Below are 17482 nucleotides of genomic sequence, written 5' to 3'. Positions count from 1 at the left end.
GCTCGTCAGCTGCTTGAGGCACCGCTCTCTTCAAGATCTGCAAGGGACGCTTCGGCGTCCCTTCGTCATTCCCCGTCCTGTCGGTGCCTTTCGCGCCACTTCTGGGCTACCGACTTCCTTACCGCATGATGTGCCCTGCACTTTCCCCGGTGAAACCGAAAATGAACGCCGTGACATACCCGGGGGCCGTAAGCGTGCCGTGGCGGGCGACGGAATGTTGGGGCCGCCCGCCGGCCGGTGCCCGGTAGAGTCCAAAGGCGTGCATCTCAAGAGTCTGACCCTGCGAGGCTTCAAGTCCTTCGCCTCCGCCACGACGCTGAAGTTCGAGCCCGGCATCACCTGCGTCGTGGGCCCCAACGGTTCCGGCAAGTCCAATGTGGTGGACGCGCTGTCCTGGGTCATGGGAGAGCAGGGCGCCAAGTCGCTGCGCGGCGGCAAGATGGAAGACGTCATCTTCGCCGGGACGACCGGACGGCTGCCGCTGGGCCGGGCCGAGGTGTCGCTCACCATCGACAACTCCGACGGTGCGCTGCCCATCGAGTACGCCGAAGTCACCCTCACCCGGATCATGTTCCGCAACGGCGGCAGCGAATACCAGATCAACGGCGACACCTGCCGGCTCCTGGACATCCAGGAGCTGCTGAGCGACTCCGGCATCGGCCGCGAGATGCATGTGATCGTCGGGCAGGGGCAGCTCGACGGGGTGCTGCACGCCGACCCCATGGGGCGGCGCGCCTTCATCGAGGAGGCGGCGGGCGTCCTCAAGCACCGCAAGCGCAAGGAAAAGGCGCTACGGAAGCTCGACGCGATGCAGGCCAACCTCGCCCGCGTCCAGGACCTCACCGACGAGCTGCGCCGCCAGCTCAAGCCGCTGGGGCGGCAGGCCGCCGTCGCCCGGCGGGCCGCCGTCATCCAGGCCGACCTGCGGGACGCCAGGCTGCGGCTGCTCGCCGACGACCTCGTCACCATGCGCCGGGCACTGGACGCGGAGATCGCGGACGAGGCGGCGCTCAAGGAACGCAAGGAGAGCGCGGAGGCACGGCTGCGGACCGCCCAGCAGCGCGAGGCGGTGCTGGAGGAAGAGGTCCGTACGCTGACGCCGCGCCTGCAGCGCGCCCAGCAGACCTTCCACGAGCTGTCGCAGCTCGCCGAGCGGGTGCGCGGCACGATCTCGCTGGCCGAGGCGCGGGTCACGAGCGCGTCGGCGGCCCCGCCGGACGAGCGGCACGGGCGCGACCCCGAGGACATGGAGCGCGAGGCGGCCCGGATCCGCGAGCAGGAGGCGGAGTTGACGGCCGCGCTGGAGGCGGCGAGCCGGGCCTTGGAGGACACCGTCGAACACCGCGCCGGGCTGGAGCGTCAGTTGGCGGACGAGGAGCGGCGGCTGCGGGATGTGGCCCGCGCCATCGCCGACCGGCGTGAGGGACTGGCCCGGCTCAGCGGACAGGCCACCGCGGCCCGCGGCCGGGCGGCCTCGGCGCAGGCGGAGATCGGCAGGCTGGCCGAGGCCCGGGACGACGCCCGGCAGCGGGCGGCCGCGGCCCAGGAGGAGTACGAGCAGCTCAAGGCCGAGGTCGACGGGCTGGACGCGGACGACGAGGAGGCCGGCGCGCGGCACGACGCGGCCCGCCGCGAGCTGGCCGGTGCCGAGACCGCACTGACCGCCGCCCGCGAGGCGCTCACCACGGCCGAGCGTGAGCGCGCCGCGACCGCCGCCCGGCACGACGCGCTGGCGCTCGGGCTGCGCCGCAAGGACGGTACGGGCGCGCTGCTGGCCGCCGCCGACCGGATCGGCGGTCTGCTCGGGCCGGCCGCGGAACTGCTGACCGTCACCCCGGGTTTCGAGATCCCCGTGGCGGCGGCTCTGGGCGCGGCCGCCGACGCCCTCGCGGTCACCGGCCCGGCCACCGCCGCCGAGGCCATCCGCCTGCTGCGCGAACAGGACGCCGGCCGGGCGGCGATGGTGCTGGGGTCGGCGGGGCCGGCCGGCGGCTTCGGGGATGAGGGTGCGGAGCACGCGGGTGCGGCCCGGGTGCCGGGCCCGGCGCGGGCCGCCGAGGCGGCCGAGCGGATCGGCGCGGGGCCGGGCCGTACGGCGGTCGGAGCGCAGGCGACACGCGGGGAGGGGGCTGCGGTCGCGCCCGCGGTGGATGCGGCGCAGACGCCGCGTGTCCCCACTCCGCGCTGCGGGCCCGTACGCGCGGCTGAACTGGTGCGCGGGCCGGAGGAATTGACGGCGGCGGTGGCCCGGCTGCTGCGGGATGTGGTGGTGGTCGGGACGCTGGAGGAGGCGGAGGCCCTGGTGGCGGCGCGGCCGGAGCTGACGGCCGTGACCGGTGAGGGCGATCTGCTGGGGTCGCATTTCGCGCAGGGCGGGTCGGCCGGTGCGCCGAGTCTGCTGGAGGTGCAGGCGTCCGTCGACGAGGCGGCGGCCGAGCTGGAGGAACTGGCGGGGCGCTGCGAGGCGCTGGCGGGGGAGCAGCGGGCCGCGCAGGAGCGGCGTACGGAGTGTGCCGCACGGGTCGAGGAGCTGGGGGAGCGGCGCCGGGCCGCCGACCGGGAGAAGTCGAAGGTCGCCGGTGACCTGGGGCGGCTCGGCGGGCAGGCGCGGGCCGCGGCGGGGGAGGCGGAGCGTTCCGGGGCGGCGGCGGCCAAGGCCGAGGAGGCGCTGGCGCGGGCCACCGAGGAGGCCGAGGAGCTGGCGGAGCGGCTCGCGGTGGCCGAGGAGGAGCCGGGCGTCGGCGACGAGGAGCCGGACACCTCCGTACGGGACCGGCTGGCCGCCGACGGGGCCAATGCGCGGCAGACCGAGATGGAGGCCAGGCTCCAGGCGCGTACGCACGAGGAGCGGGTGAAGGCGCTTGCCGGGCGGGCGGATGCGCTGGACCGGGGAGCGCGCGCCGAGCGTGAGGCGCGAGCGCGGGCGGAGCAGCGGCGCGCCCGGCTGCGGCACGAGGCGGAGGTGGCCGCAGCGGTCGCCTCCGGCGCGCGGCAACTGCTGGCACATGTCGAGGTGTCGGTGGTGCGGGTGGAGGAGGAGCGCGGCGCGGCCGAGCGGGCCAAGGCCGAGCGGGAGCAGGCGCTGGTGGCCGAGCGGAACGCCGGCCGGGGGCTGGCGTCCGAGCTGGACAAGCTGACGGACTCGGTGCACCGGGGGGAGGTGCTGGGTGCCGAGAAGCGGATGCGGATCGAGCAGCTGGAGACGAAGGCGCTGGAGGAGCTGGGCGTGGAGCCGGCCGGGCTGATGTCCGAGTACGGCCCCGACCGGCCCGTACCGCCGTCGCCGGCCGCCGAGGGCGAGGAGCTTCCCGAGGACCCGGAGCATCCGCGCAACCAGCCCGTGGCCTATGTGCGGGGGGACCAGGAGAAGCGGCTCAAGGCGGCCGAGCGGGCGTATCAGCAGCTCGGGAAGGTGAACCCGCTGGCGCTCGAGGAGTTCGCCGCCCTGGAGGAGCGGCACAAGTTCCTCAGCGAACAGCTTGAAGACTTGAAGAAGACCCGGACCGACCTGCTGCAGGTGATCAAGGAGGTCGACGAGCGGGTGGAGCAGGTCTTCACCGAGGCCTACGAGGACACGGCGCGGGAGTTCGAGGGGGTCTTCGCGCGGCTCTTCCCGGGCGGCGAGGGGCGGCTGATCCTGACCGATCCGGACAACATGTTGACGACCGGGGTGGATGTGGAGGCACGTCCTCCGGGCAAGAAGGTCAAGCGGCTCTCGCTGCTGTCCGGTGGCGAGCGGTCGCTGACGGCCGTGGCGCTGCTGGTGTCGATCTTCAAGGCGCGGCCCAGTCCGTTCTATGTGATGGACGAGGTCGAGGCGGCGCTGGACGACACGAATCTGCAACGGCTGATCCGGATCATGGTGGAGCTGCAGGAGAGCTCCCAGCTGATCGTGATCACCCATCAGAAGCGGACGATGGAGGTCGCGGACGCGCTCTACGGGGTGTCGATGCAGGGTGACGGCGTATCGAAGGTCATCAGTCAGCGGCTGCGCTGATCACGTAGCGAGCTTGAGGACGCAACTGTTCATAACTTGAACGAAGTGTCTCGCGAGGGGCCGGGGAACGAATTTGTTACGGCCTATTGACTTCGAAACTTGAAGGCATAGTCTCGGCAACGTTGCTTTTACCTTCAAGTGGTGGGTACCCCCAACCTATGCGCCACTGGAAGGGCCAGCCCCCTACGCCCGGCAGCGCAGCCGGGCCACTGGAGTACACGTTGACCAGCACCGCGCAGCCGACGGAAGGCCGCAAGGCCCACCCCGACCATCTCGGCCATGTCATCTTCATCACCGCGGCTGCCGCAATGGGCGGCTTTCTTTTCGGATACGACAGTTCCGTCATCAACGGCGCCGTCGAGGCCATCCGCGGCCGTTACGACGTCGGGTCCGCCGTCCTCGCCCAGGTGATCGCCATCGCGCTGATCGGCTGTGCCATCGGTGCCGCGACCGCCGGCCGGATCGCCGACCGCATCGGCCGCATCCGCGTGATGCAGATCGCCGCGGTGCTGTTCACCATCAGCGCCGTCGGCTCCGCCCTGCCGTTCGCCCTCTGGGACCTGGCCATGTGGCGGGTGTTGGGCGGTATCGCGATCGGTATGGCCTCGGTCATCGGCCCGGCCTACATCGCCGAGGTCTCACCGCCCGCCTACCGCGGCCGCCTCGGCTCGTTCCAGCAGGCCGCGATCGTTGTCGGCATCGCCGTCTCCCAGCTCGTCAACTGGGGCATCCTCAACCTCGCCGACGGTGACCAGCGCGGCGACATCGCCGGCTTCGAGGCCTGGCAGTGGATGCTCGGCGTGATGGTCGTGCCCGCCATCCTTTACGGGCTGCTGTCCTTCGCGATCCCCGAGTCGCCGCGCTACCTCATCTCCGTCGGCCAGGCCGCACGCGCCAAGGAGGTGCTCGGCGAGGTCGAGGGCCACACCGTGGATCTCGACGTCCGGGTCGCCGAGATCGAGGACGCGATGCGGCGCGAGCACAAGTCGACCTTCCGCGACCTGCTCGCGGCCGGCAGCAAGATGCGCTTCCTGCCGATCGTCTGGGTCGGTATCGGCCTGTCGGTCTTCCAGCAGCTGGTCGGCATCAACGTCGCGTTCTACTACTCCTCGACGCTGTGGCAGTCCGTCGGCATCGACCCGAGCAGCTCGTTCTTCTACAGCTTCACCACGTCGATCATCAACATCATCGGCACCGTGATCGCGATGATCTTCGTCGACCGGATCGGCCGCCGGCCGCTCGCGCTGATCGGCTCCGCCGGTATGGCCGTCGCCCTCGCGCTGGAGGCCTGGGCCTTCTCCGCCAAGACCGCGGCCGGCACCCTGCCGACCACCGAGGGCACCGTGGCGCTGATCGCCGCCCACGTCTTCGTCCTCTTCTTCGCCCTCTCCTGGGGCGTCGTGGTCTGGGTCTTCCTCGGTGAGATGTTCCCGAACAAGATCCGCGCCGCCGCGCTGGGCGTCGCCGCCTGTGCGCAGTGGATCGCCAACTGGGCCATCACGGCGAGCTTCCCGAGCCTGTCGGACTGGAACCTGGCCGGCACCTACGTGATCTACACATTCTTCGCTCTGCTCTCGATCCCCTTCGTGCTGAAGTTCGTGAAGGAGACCAAGGGCAAGGCGTTGGAGGAGATGGGCTAACCCCCCCCGCCAGCCCTTCTCCTCAGTTCTGGGCGCTGCCCCGGCTCATCCGAGAGCCGGGGCAGCGCTCTGTTCCGTACCGGCCGCTCCCCCTGTTCGTCCGCCGGGGCCCACCTCACTCCTTCAGGCGCGGCAGCACCCGCTCCGCGAAGAGGTGGAGCGAGCGCCAGCCCTCGTCGACGGGCATCCCGCCGCACAGCGGATGCAGCACCAACGAGCCCTGGGCGCCCGCCTCTTCGGCGAGCCGCACACACTCGTCCGGGGTGACGATGCGGTAGACGCCCTCCCGGCGCAGCTCCTCGGCGTCCTCGGCGGTGGAGCGCACCGCGGAGCGGATCCCGGCGGACTGCCAGGACGCGTAGGTACGCGCCTCGTGCAGCAGATGCGCGCCGTGGTCGGCCCAGGTGCGGTCCGGGTCCTCGGAGACGTGCAGCAGGCAGGTGCGTTCCTGCGGCAGCATCACCCAGCCGTCGGTGCCGAACTCGGCCCGCTGCGCGTGGTAGTACGCCTCCAGTTCGGGGAGGTGGGCGCTCGGGAACAGCGGCAGCCCCAGCCGGGCCGCGCGCCGGGCCGCGGGCCGCGAGCTGCCGCCGATCAGCAGCAGCGGATGCGGCTGGGTGTACGGGCGCGGGGTGACGCGGACCGTACGGCCCCGGTAGGTGAAGGGCTCGCCGGTCCAGGCGTCCAGCAGGGTGCGCAGCACCTCGTCCTGGAGCGCGCCGCGCCCCTGCCAGTCCTTGCCGTGCGCCGCGTACTCCTCGGGCCGGTAGCCGATTCCGGCGACGGTGACGAGGCGGCCGCCGCTGAGCAGGTCGAGCGAGGCGATGTCCTCGGCCAGCCGCAGCGGGTCGTGCAGCGGGGTGATCAGCGCGGAGACGGTGACGCCGATGCGCCGGGTGGCGCCGAAGACGGCACCGGCGAAGGCGAGCGGGGAGGGCATCCAGCCGTTGGTGGTGGCGTGGTGCTCCTCGGTCTGGATCATGGTGATGCCGCGGTCGTCGGCGAATGCCGCCATGTCGACGGCGGCCCGGTAGCGCGCGGCGAGCGTGGTGGGGGTCGGTGCGGGGTCGACGAGATTGAAGCGCAGGACCGTGACGGGCATGACGGACGTCCCCTTCGCCAGGCGGTTGGCGGAGGGGACGGTAGTTGACGAAGCGTCAGATAACCAGGGGTGGAGTGCCCTTGTGTGCGGCCGGTACGTGCGGCGCGGCCGTACGCGGGGACACCCCGGGTACGGCCGCGCCGTCCGCGGTCAGGAGACCTGCGACGGCTGCCGCGCCTCGGTGGCCGGGGCCGCGCCAGTGGTCGGGGCGGTCTCCTTCGGCCGCGGGAGGACCGCGAAGAGCAGCGCGGCGATCAGGATCGTGGCCGCCCAGCCCAGACCGTTCTCGCCGATCCAGGTGGTGGCCAGCGGGCCGGTGAACCACTGCACCTTGGTGAAGCACAGCCCGGCGACGAGCGCGGCCGCCCAGGCCGTCATCGCCTGCCAGCAGTAGCCGCCGGCGTACCAGTAGCGGCTGCCCCGGCCGGTGTTCATCAGGCTCTCGGCGTCATAGCGGACGGCGAGCTTGCGGCGCCGGGCCATGTCGATGCCGTAGACGCCGATCCAGGCGGAGAAGGAGACCGCGAGCAGCGTCAGGAAGGCGATGAACTGGCCGATGAAGTCCTTGGCCACCAGCATCATGAACAGGCCGCCGACCAGGCTGATCACGGCGTTGATGCTCACCGCCATGGCGCGCGGCAGCTTGACGCCCATCGTCTGGGCGGTGAAGCCCGCGGAGTACATCGAGAGGCTGTTGATCAGCACCATCCCGACCAGCGCGGTGACCAGGTACGGCACCGCGAGCCAGGTCGGCAGGATGGTGCCGAGGAAGGACATCGGGTCGGTGTTCTGGCCGGCCAGCTTGGGGTTGGAGACCGCCATCACCCCGCCCATCATGACCATCGGGAGCAGCACCAGGGCCGCGCCGGAGATGGTCGTGCCGACGATCTTGCGGCCCGACGCGGAGTGCGGGAGGTAGCGCGCGAAGTCGGGCCCGGTCGGGACCCAGCTGATGCCGCCGGCCGCGATCGTGCCGATGCCCGCGATCACCATCGCGGTGGTGCCGGCCTTCTTCGAGAAGACGGCGTCCCAGTCCATGGTGGCGATCAGATAGACCAGCACCATGATGCTGAACAGGCCGAACAGATACGTCGAGTACTTGTTGCAGACGTTCAGCGCCTTCCGGCCCATGCCGCTGACCAGGAACGTCACGGCCACGAACGCCAGCAGCGTGACGACGACCAGGACGTTGTTGCTCCGGACGCCGAACAGCAGATTCAGCACGGTCAGCACGGCATACGCGCCGGTGACGGCGTTGATCGTCTCCCAGCCGAAGCGGGCCACCCACAGGATCGCGCCCGGGAAGTAGTTGCCGCGCACGCCGAAGGCCGCCCGGGAGAGCAGCGCGCCGGGCGCCCCGCCCCACTTCCCGGAGACCGACAGCACGCCGACCATGCCGAAGGCGACGGCCGCGGCGATCGCCGCCACGAGCACGACCTGCACAAAGTTCAGGCCGTTGTTGACCACCAGCGAGGCGCCCATGGTGAGCAGCAGCACGCTGATGTTGGCGGCGACCCAGGTGGGGAAGAGTTCGCGGACGCGGCCGTGGCGTTCGCTGTCGGGGACGGGCTCGATGCCTCGTGTCTCGACGGCGCCTTCGGTTTCTGGAGCGGACGTGGTGCCCATGGTGCAGGTGTCTCCGTGCGCGGGTTCTGGGAGGCACCCCCGGGGAGGAGGTGCAGGCAGCGGCTGTGGTGCCCGGCCAGCTTGATTGCCAGGACTCTACGCGCGTTGCGTGGCCGTGGACCATCGTACTTTGATCCAACTTCTGGCTGTACGTCCCGTTGGGTTCCCCGACGAGTACGGGCCGCGCACGCACTCGTCGGGGCATCCAGCCACCAGGCCATGACCGGCGTCGTACGGCCCGCCGGCGGCCCCGGCGGGCGAACGGCGGGGCGCGCCAACCAGGTCCGGCGCGTGCAGTCCCCAGGGGCCGGGCGTGACTGATACTGGAGGGGTTATGGAAATCGTCATCCTTGCTGTAGTCATCGCCGTGGTCGTGCTCGGCGCGATCAGCGGGCTCGTCGTCAGCAGCCGCAAGAAGAAGCAGCTGCCGCCGTCCCCGCCGGCTGCCCCCGAGCCCACCCTCACCGCGCCCCCCGCCGAACCGCAGGTCGGCGAGGAGGCCGAGACCCCACGCGACGAGGAACGTCGCACCATCGAAGAAGTCGGACTGCCGACCGCCGAGGCTCCCGAGGCCGAAGCGCCGCCGGCCGAGGCCGCAGCGCCTCCGGCCCCGGAGATCGAGGTCCCCGAGCCCACCGCCGGACGGCTCGTCCGGCTGCGCTCCCGGCTCTCGCGCTCGCAGAGCTCCCTGGGCAAGGGCCTGCTCACGCTGCTCTCCCGCGAGCACCTCGACGAGGACACCTGGGAGGAGATCGAGGACACCCTGCTGACCGCCGACGTCGGCGTCGCCCCCACTCAGGAGCTGGTCGAACGGCTGCGGGAGCGGGTCCGGGTCCTCGGCACCCGCACCCCCGAGGACCTGCGCGCGCTGCTGCGTGAGGAACTGCTCACGCTCATCGGCACCGAAGCGGACCGCACCGTCCACACCGACAACGGCATCGGCAACGGCGGCGAGGAGATCCCCGGCGTCGTCATGGTCGTCGGCGTCAACGGCACCGGCAAGACCACCACCACCGGCAAGCTCGCCCGCGTCCTGGTCGCCGACGGCAAGTCCGTCGTCCTCGGCGCGGCCGACACCTTCCGTGCCGCCGCCGCCGACCAGCTGCAGACCTGGGGCGAGCGGGTCGGCGCCCGCACCGTACGCGGCCCCGAAGCCGGCGACCCCGCCTCCGTCGCCTTCGACTCGGTGAAGGAAGGCATCGCCGAGGGCGCGGACGTCGTCCTCATCGACACCGCCGGCCGGCTGCACACCAAGACCGGCCTGATGGACGAGCTCGGCAAGGTCAAGCGGGTCGTCGAGAAGCACGGCCCGGTCGGCGAGGTGCTGCTCGTCCTGGACGCCACCACCGGCCAGAACGGCCTGGTCCAGGCGCGGGTGTTCGCCGAGGTCGTGGACATCACCGGCGTGGTGCTCACCAAGCTCGACGGCACCGCCAAGGGCGGCATCATCGTCGCCGTCCAGCGTGAGCTCGGCGTGCCCGTCAAGCTCGTCGGCCTGGGCGAGGGGGCGGACGACCTCGCGCCCTTCGAGCCCGAGGCATTCGTCGACGCGCTGATCGGCGACTGACCCCCCGGGGCGCCACGCCCCGGCCCGTCATCGGCCCCCGGACCCGCATACGGCGGGCGCCGGGGGCCGACGTCGTGGGGCACGGGGAGGGTATGGCCGGATTTCGCGTCCACCGCAGGCACGGCGGGCACCCAGGTGGTGGTTTCTGACGCGGTCCCGTGACGCACCTGGGATCACGGGACCGCACTCACCCCACCGAGCGGTGGCAGACGTACGCGAGCGTGCCCAGCAGCAGCCGGGCCTGCGGCGGGCACCCCGCGCTCTCCAGGGTGGGCGGGCGCAGCCAACGCATCGGGCCCCGGCCGCCGAGGTCGGACGGGGGTGCGGTGATGTGGTCGCCGTCGCCCAGCGGGCGCAGGTCGAGGCCGGTGTCGTCCCAGCCGGTGCGGTAGAGGAGGCCGGGCAGGTCGGCGGCGGCACCGGGGGCGACGAAGAACAGCGCCCGGCCGGTCGGGGTGGCGGCGACCGGGCCGAGCGGCAGGCCCATCCGCTCCAGCCGCGCCAAAGCGCACCGCCCCGCAGCCTCCGGCACGTCGAGGATGTCGAACGACCGGCCCACCGGCAGGAGCACGGCAGCACCCGGGGTCTCCGCCCAGGCCGCGGCGGCCTTCTCCAGCGTCGCGCCCGCCGCCAGCTCCAGGCCGTGGCCCAGAGGATGGGCGCCGGGGGAGGGGCAGTCGGCGGCGCCGCAGGAACACTCCGTACGGCCGCCGCCGGCCCGGACCGCGCGGGCGCCGGGGACGACGTCCCAGCCCCACAGTCCGGTGTACTCCGCCACCGCCGTGCTCTCGGGCGAGCGGGCGCGGCGCCGCGTGCCGGATCGAATCTCCCGGATGCCGCCGATCGTGAAGCCCATGCCCCCTCCAACGGGTGGTGCGTGTCTGTGGTTACGAAGCGCAGGGTTGACGGGCCCGCCGGCCGAGCGCAACGCCGGGTGGGTGACGCTCCGTTGGCGGTGTGCGGCCGCCAGGGGTGTGACGGGGTGTGATGTGCTGCGCCAGGGGGTGCGGCGGCGCGCGCACGCCCTCGCGCACTCCGCTCCACCCGGCCGTTCTCCACCTGTGTCAAGTCAATCGTGAGAGCCCGTTGGGGAGTTCATTCGTAGGGGTGGCGAATGGTGGCGTTTCCGCGATCGCCCTCGCGAGGAGCGTGATCGTAGGATTACTTTCGGTACACGAACTCCGGAGGGGCATCGTTCGCACGGGTATGCCGATGGCAATGCACCAGCCGCGCACCGGCCGGAGGTGTGGACGGAATCCGTGATCGGGTAGATGTACCCCGGACAGGCGTCGCAACAGGCGGCATCCTGCGGGTGGTTCGCAACGAGTGCGCAAATCGGGGGCGACAAAGGGAGTGGGGGCGTTCCAGTGGGCGGCAACGGCGGTACCGCCGGATCCGACGGCGCGGACGGCACCGATGCCGTCAAGCGTCCGAACGCGCAGTTGGGTTCGTGGTTCGTGCGCAGCGGCTGGTCCAAGGGCGAGCTGGCGCGCCAGGTCAACCGCAGAGCGCGCCAGATGGGCGCTCACCACATCAGCACGGACACCTCGCGGGTGCGCCGCTGGCTCGACGGTGAGCAACCGCGCGAGCCCATCCCGCGGATCCTGTCCGAACTGTTCTCGGAGCGCTTCGGCTGCGTCGTCGGCATCGAGGAGCTGGGACTGCGCTCCGCGCACCAGTCCCCGTCCGTCTCCGGCGTCGACCTGCCCTGGGCCGGGCCGCAGACCGTCAGCCTGATCAGCGAGTTCTCGCGCAGCGACCTGATGCTGGCGCGCCGCGGGTTCCTCGGCACCTCGCTGGCCCTGGCCGCCGGCCCCTCCCTCATCGAGCCGATGCAGCGCTGGCTGGTGCCGATGCCCGCCGGGCAGGCCGCCGGCGAGGCGCAGCCGGACCGCTCCCGGCGGCCCGCCCGGCTGTCCGGCCCGGAGCTGGACCTGCTGGAGTCGACGACCGCGATGTTCCGGCAGTGGGACGCGCAGTGCGGCGGCGGTCTGCGGCGCAAGGCGGTTGTCGGCCAGCTCCACGAGGTCACCGACCTCCTCCAGGAGCCGCAGCCCGGACCGGTCGCCAAGCGGCTCTTCAAGGTCGCCGCCGAGCTCGCCGAGCTGGCCGGGTGGATGAGCTACGACATCGGGCTGCAGCCGACCGCGCAGAAGTACTTCGTGCTGGCGCTGCACGCCTCCAAGGAGGCCGGCGACCGCCCCCTCGGCTCGTACATCCTCTCCAGCATGAGCCGGCAGATGATCCACCTCGGCCGGCCGGACGACGCGCTGGAGCTGATCCACCTCGCCCAGTACGGCAGCCGCGACACGGCCACCGCGCGCACCCAGGCCATGTTGTATGCGATGGAGGCCCGCGCGTACGCCGGGATGGGCCAGCCCGGCAAGGTCAAGCGGGCCGTCCGGATGGCCGAGGACACCTTCTCCGACACGCTGCCCGGCGAGCCCGACCCCGACTGGATCCGCTTCTTCTCCGAGGCCGAGCTGAACGCCGAGAACGCCCACTCCTACCGCGACCTCGCCTACGTCGCCGGCCGCAGCCCCACTTACGCCTCGCTCGCCGAGCCCGTGATGGAGCGGGCCGTCGACCTCTTCGGCAAGGACCCCGAACACCAGCGGTCGTATGCGCTCAACCTCATCGGGATGGCCACCGTACGGCTGCTCCAGAAGGAGCCGGAGGCCTGCGCGGAGATGGCGCAGCAGGCGATCCCGTTCGCCAAACAGGTCAGGTCCGAGCGGGTCAACACCCGGCTGCGCAAGACCGTCGACACCGCGGCCCGGGAGTTCGAAGGCGTCGCCGAGGTGATCCGGCTGAGCGACGAACTCTCCCGGCAGCTGCCGGAGGCCGTCTGAGCGCAGCCCCCAAGCCCCCGGCCGCGGCCACCACCCCGTACAGCCCGACTCGGCTCCCCCGCGCCAGGTCACGAGGGTGGCAGCCGCGGCCGGGCTGTTTGTCGGGGAAGGGAGGGGGCGGCCCGTTTCGGCGGGTTGAACAGGCGGTGCCGCACCGACCTGGGAGTTCACCGGGGCGTAACACTGGTGCGGCCTTCGTCACTGCGGTGAAACACCGGCAAGGTTTGGCCGAAACCACGCTGCGACAACCTCATGGCGAAGTCGGCCCACCGGATCACACCCGCAGGTGGCCGCATCGACGACGAGGAGACGCCGATGCCCCCAGGCATCCTGACGATCGCAGCGGAGAAGGCAACACTGAGCCCGGCCAACACCGGGTTCATGCTGATCTGCTCCGCACTGGTGATGATCATGACCCCCGGACTCGCCTTCTTCTACGGCGGCATGGTCCGGGTCAAGAGCGTGCTGAACATGCTGATGATGAGCTTCATCAGCCTGGGCATCGTCACCCTGCTGTGGGTCTTCTACGGCTTCGGCCTGGCCTTCGGCGACGACGCCGGCGGCTTCATCGGCTGGAACGGTGACTTCGCCGGCCTCAGCGGAATCGGTGTCACCGAGCTGTGGGGCAGCACCACCATTCCGGTCTATGTCTTCGCGGTCTTCCAGCTGATGTTCGCGGTGATCACCCCCGCGCTGATCAGCGGTGCCCTCGCCGACCGGGTGAAATTCACCGCCTGGGCGCTGTTCATCGCCCTGTGGGTCACGGTCGTCTACTTCCCCGTCGCCCACTGGGTGTGGGCCGAGGGCGGCTGGCTCTTCAAGCTGGGCGTCATCGACTTCGCCGGCGGCACCGCGGTGCACATCAACGCCGGCGCCGCGGCCCTCGGCGTGATCCTCGTCGTCGGCAAGCGCATCGGCTTCAAGAAGGACCCGATGCGGCCGCACTCGCTGCCCCTGGTGATGCTCGGCGCCGGCCTGCTGTGGTTCGGCTGGTTCGGCTTCAACGCCGGCTCCTGGCTCGGCAACGACGACGGCATCGGCGCCGTCGCCTTCGTCAACACCCAGGTCGCCACCGCGGCCGCGATGCTCGGCTGGCTCGCCTACGAGAAGATCCGGCACGGCTCGTTCACCACTCTCGGTGCGGCTTCCGGCGCCGTCGGCGGCCTCGTCGCCATCACCCCCGCCTGCGGCGCCGTCAGCCCGCTCGGCGCCATCGCCATCGGAGTGATCGCCGGTGTGCTGTGCGCCATGGCCGTCGGCCTGAAGTACCGGTTCGGCTACGACGACTCCCTCGATGTCGTCGGTGTCCACCTCGTCGGCGGCATCGCCGGATCCCTGCTGATCGGCCTGTTCGCCACCGGCGGCGTGCAGAGCAAGGCCAAGGGCCTCTTCTACGGCGGCGGCTGGGACCAGCTCGGCAAGCAGGCCGTCGGCGTGGTCTGCGTCCTGCTGTACTCCCTGGTCGTCTCGTACGTCCTTGCCAAGCTCATCGACCTGGTGATGGGCTTCCGCATCGACGAGGACGAGGAGATCACCGGCATCGACCAGGCCGCACACGCGGAGACCGCATACGACTTCGCCGGCGCCGGCGGTGGCGGGCTGGGCCGCAAGGGCCCGGCGCTCGGCGAGACCCCGACAAAGAAGGTGGACGCGTGAAGCTCATCACGGCAGTAATCAAGCCGCACCGGCTCGACGAGGTGAAGGACGCCCTGCAGGCGTTCGGTGTACACGGCCTGACGGTCACCGAGGCCAGCGGCTACGGCAGGCAGCGCGGGCACACCGAGGTCTACCGCGGCGCCGAATACACCGTCGACCTCGTCCCCAAGGTCCGCATCGAGGTCCTCGTCGAGGACGCGGACGCCGAGGAACTGGTCGAGGTCGTCGTCAAGGCCGCCCGCACCGGCAAGATCGGCGACGGCAAGGTGTGGAGCGTCCCCGTCGACGAGGCGGTCCGCGTACGGACCGGCGAGCGCGGCCCCGACGCCCTGTGACACCCCGCCCCGGCCTCCGGCACCACCCGCCGCCGGAGGCCGGGGCCCGGCGGGCACCACCGGCGCCGCCCGCGGCGCGCGCAAGGGACGCCCGAGCGGCGGATAGCCGCGCCCCCCGCCGCACCCCAGACTGAACCGGGGACATACGGGCGGGGACAACACGACCAAGGAGCGCCCGAGTTGACGGAGAGCGTCGAGGACACGGCAGAACCGGCCGGCACCCACGGACCGGGCGGAGGCGGCTACTCCGCGGCCCGGCTCCGGCTCCTCCGGGGCGACACCCCCGCGGGCACCGACCGCCGCGCCGCCCTCGCCCGCCTCACCGACGACTGGCTCGCCGGCCTGATGACCGAAGCCGCCACCGCGGCGGACGTCCCCGGCGCCGCCCTCGTCGCCGTCGGCGGCTACGGCCGCGGCGAGCTCTCCCCGCGCAGCGACCTCGACCTCCTCCTGCTGCACGACGGCAGCGCCGACCGCGGCGCCGTCGCCGCCCTCGCCGACCGCCTCTGGTACCCCGTCTGGGACCTCGGCCTCGACCTCGACCACTCCGTACGCACCCCCGCCGAGGCCCGCAAGGCCTCCCACGACGACCTCAAGGTGCAGCTCGGGCTGCTCGACGCCCGCCACATCGGCGGCGACGCGGCCCTGACCGCCGCACTGCGCACCGCCGCCTACGCCGACTGGCGCGCCGCCGCCACCAAACGGCTGCCCGAACTCCACGACCTGTGCCAGGAACGCGCCGAACGCCAGGGCGAACTCCAATACCTCCTCGAACCCGACCTCAAGGAGGCCAGAGGCGGACTCCGGGACGCCACCGCGCTGCGCGCCATCGCCGCCTCCTGGCTCGCCGACGCGCCGCGCGGCGGCCTGGAAGCCGCCCGCACCCGGCTCCTCGACACCCGTGACGCCCTCCACCTCGTCACCGGCCGCGCCACCGACCGGCTCTCCCTCCAGGAACAGGACCAGGTCGCCGAGGCCCTCGGCGTCCTCGACGCCGACGCCCTGCTCCGCCAGGTCTACGAAGCCGCCCGCACCGTCTCCTACGCCGCCGACGTCACCTGGCGCGAGGTCGGCCGGGTGCTGCGCGCCCGCTCCGTCAAACCCCTGCTGCGCGGCCTGCTGCACGGCCGCACCGCCGGCAAGGGCGAACGCACCCCGCTCGCCGAAGGCGTCGTCGAACTCGACGGTGAAGCCGTACTGGCCCGCTCCGCGCGCCCCGAACGGGACCCGGTGCTGCTGCTGCGCGCCGCGGCCGCCGCCGCCCAGGCCGGACTGCCGCTGTCGCTCCACGCGGTCCGCCGGCTCGCCACGGCCGCCGCGCCACTGCCCGTACCCTGGCCGGCCGAGGCCCGCGAGCAGCTGGTGACGCTCCTGGGCGCCGGCACGCACGCCGTCCCCGTATGGGAGTCCCTGGAGGCCGAGGGTCTGGTGACGCGGCTGCTGCCCGACTGGGAGCGCGTCATCTGCCGCCCGCAGCGCAACCCCGTCCACACCTGGACCGTCGACCGGCACCTCGTCGAGACCGCCGTCCGGGCCTGCGCCCTGACCCGCCGGGTGCACCGCCCCGACCTGCTGCTGGTCGCCGCCCTGCTGCACGACATCGGCAAGGGCTGGCCCGGCGACCACTCCGTCGCCGGCGAGACCATCGCCCGCGACATGGCGGCCCGGATCGGCTTCGGCGCCCGCGACGTCGACGTGATCGCCACCCTCGTCCGGCACCACCTGCTGCTCATCGACACCGCCACCCGCCGCGACCTGGACGACCCGGCGACCGTCGGCGCGGTCGCCGACGCCGTCGGCTCCGCCGGCACCCTGGAACTCCTGCACGCGCTGACCGAAGCCGACGCGCACGCCACCGGGCCCGCCGCCTGGAGCGCATGGCGCGGCGGCCTCGTCGCCGACCTCGTCAAACGCGTCGCCGCGCAGCTCGCCGGGGAAGCGGTGCCCGACGGGACGGCGGACGAGCCGACCGCCGAACAGGAGCGGCTGGCCATCGAGGCCGCCCGCACCGGCGGCCCCGTCCTGGCCCTGCACACCGGGGGCGGGGCCGCCGCCCCGGCCGAGGACGCCGACCCGCAGGCGCCCGCCACCGGCGACCGCGAGCCCGTCGGCGTCGAACTGCTCATCGCCGTCCCGGACCAGCCCGGCGTCCTCGCCGCGGCCACCGGAGTCCTGGCGCTGCACCGTCTCACCGTCCGCGCCGCCGACCTGCGCGGCCTCGACCCCCTCGGTGAGGGCCCGGTCCTGCTGCTGAGCTGGCGGGTGGCCGCCGAATACGGTTCGCTGCCGCAGGCCACCCGGCTGCGCGCCGATCTCGTACGGGCCCTCGACGGCTCCCTGGACATCCCCGCCCGCCTCGCCGAACGCGAACGCGCCTACGCCCGCCGCTCGCGCGCGGTCCTCGCCCCGCCGCCCCGGGTGACCGTCGCCCCCGGCAGCTCCCGCACCGCCACCGTCATCGAGGTCCGCGCCCAGGACGCGCACGGCCTGCTGCACCGCATCGGGCGGGCCCTGGAAGCGGCCGGGGTGCAGGTGCGCAGTGCGCACATCAGCACGCTGGGAGCGAACGCGGTGGACGCCTTCTACGTGACCGACACGAAGGGCGCCCCGCTGCCCGCCGAGCAGGCCACGGCCGTCGCCCGCGCGGTGCAGACCGCCCTGGAGTGAGGGGCCCGCGCCGCTCCCGCGACCGCCCGCCGGCCGCCGG

At 72.5% G+C, this 17482-nt stretch carries 10 protein-coding genes; 7 read left to right on the top strand and 3 right to left on the bottom strand.

The genetic code is table 11. The annotated features are described in order from the left end of the window. The first annotated feature begins 259 nt into the window (after window positions 1-259). On the top strand, window positions 260-3997 hold the full coding sequence (locus ACIRQ7_RS00600; protein WP_404258861.1) for an AAA family ATPase: 3738 nt from the start codon (window positions 260-262) through the stop codon (window positions 3995-3997). Window positions 3998-4218: 221 nt separating this feature from the next. Further along, window positions 4219-5637 carry a sugar porter family MFS transporter gene (locus ACIRQ7_RS00595; RefSeq protein WP_404258859.1) on the top strand — a complete coding sequence of 473 codons (1419 nt, stop codon included), beginning with the start codon at window positions 4219-4221 and terminating at the stop codon, window positions 5635-5637. A 115-nt stretch (window positions 5638-5752) separates the two neighbouring features. Here the strand turns inward: ACIRQ7_RS00595 and ACIRQ7_RS00590 are convergent, their stop codons facing one another. Together ACIRQ7_RS00590 and ACIRQ7_RS00585 are read right to left on the bottom strand one after the other, a co-directional pair. Further along, a complete protein-coding gene (locus ACIRQ7_RS00590) occupies window positions 5753-6739 on the bottom strand; it encodes an LLM class flavin-dependent oxidoreductase (protein WP_404258857.1) in 987 nt (328 codons plus the stop codon). Window positions 6740-6889: 150 nt separating this feature from the next. Beyond that, window positions 6890-8365, bottom strand: coding sequence for a purine-cytosine permease family protein (locus ACIRQ7_RS00585; RefSeq protein WP_404258855.1), 1476 nt, complete (start codon window positions 8363-8365; stop codon window positions 6890-6892). A gap of 334 nt (window positions 8366-8699) precedes the next feature. Between ACIRQ7_RS00585 and ftsY the strand changes: the two genes are divergently transcribed. Continuing rightward, window positions 8700-9932 carry a signal recognition particle-docking protein FtsY gene (gene ftsY / locus ACIRQ7_RS00580; RefSeq protein ID WP_404258853.1) on the top strand — a complete coding sequence of 411 codons (1233 nt, stop codon included), beginning with the start codon at window positions 8700-8702 and terminating at the stop codon, window positions 9930-9932. 187 nt (window positions 9933-10119) lie between these two features. Here the strand turns inward: ftsY and ACIRQ7_RS00575 are convergent, their stop codons facing one another. After that, complete coding sequence (locus ACIRQ7_RS00575) at window positions 10120-10788, bottom strand: bifunctional DNA primase/polymerase (RefSeq protein ID WP_404258851.1); 669 nt, start codon at window positions 10786-10788, stop codon at window positions 10120-10122. A gap of 511 nt (window positions 10789-11299) precedes the next feature. Between ACIRQ7_RS00575 and ACIRQ7_RS00570 the strand changes: the two genes are divergently transcribed. From ACIRQ7_RS00570 to ACIRQ7_RS00555, 4 genes are all read left to right on the top strand, one after another. Further along, a complete protein-coding gene (locus ACIRQ7_RS00570; RefSeq protein ID WP_401463461.1) occupies window positions 11300-12784 on the top strand; it encodes a hypothetical protein in 1485 nt (494 codons plus the stop codon). Window positions 12785-13099: 315 nt separating this feature from the next. After that, on the top strand, window positions 13100-14440 hold the full coding sequence (locus ACIRQ7_RS00565; RefSeq protein WP_404258849.1) for an ammonium transporter: 1341 nt from the start codon (window positions 13100-13102) through the stop codon (window positions 14438-14440). After that, entirely contained in the window at window positions 14437-14775 is a 339-nt protein-coding gene (locus ACIRQ7_RS00560; protein ID WP_401463465.1) for a P-II family nitrogen regulator, read from the top strand. Before ACIRQ7_RS00565 ends, ACIRQ7_RS00560 begins: the two co-directional genes overlap by 4 nt. Window positions 14776-14955: 180 nt before the next feature. After that, a complete protein-coding gene (locus ACIRQ7_RS00555) occupies window positions 14956-17442 on the top strand; it encodes a [protein-PII] uridylyltransferase (protein ID WP_404258848.1) in 2487 nt (828 codons plus the stop codon). The last annotated feature ends 40 nt before the right edge of the window (window positions 17443-17482 follow it).

The organism is Streptomyces sp. NPDC101393 (assembly GCF_044767385.1).
Classification (GTDB): domain Bacteria; phylum Actinomycetota; class Actinomycetes; order Streptomycetales; family Streptomycetaceae; genus Streptomyces.
This window is presented reverse-complemented; position numbering and strand designations above follow the sequence as displayed.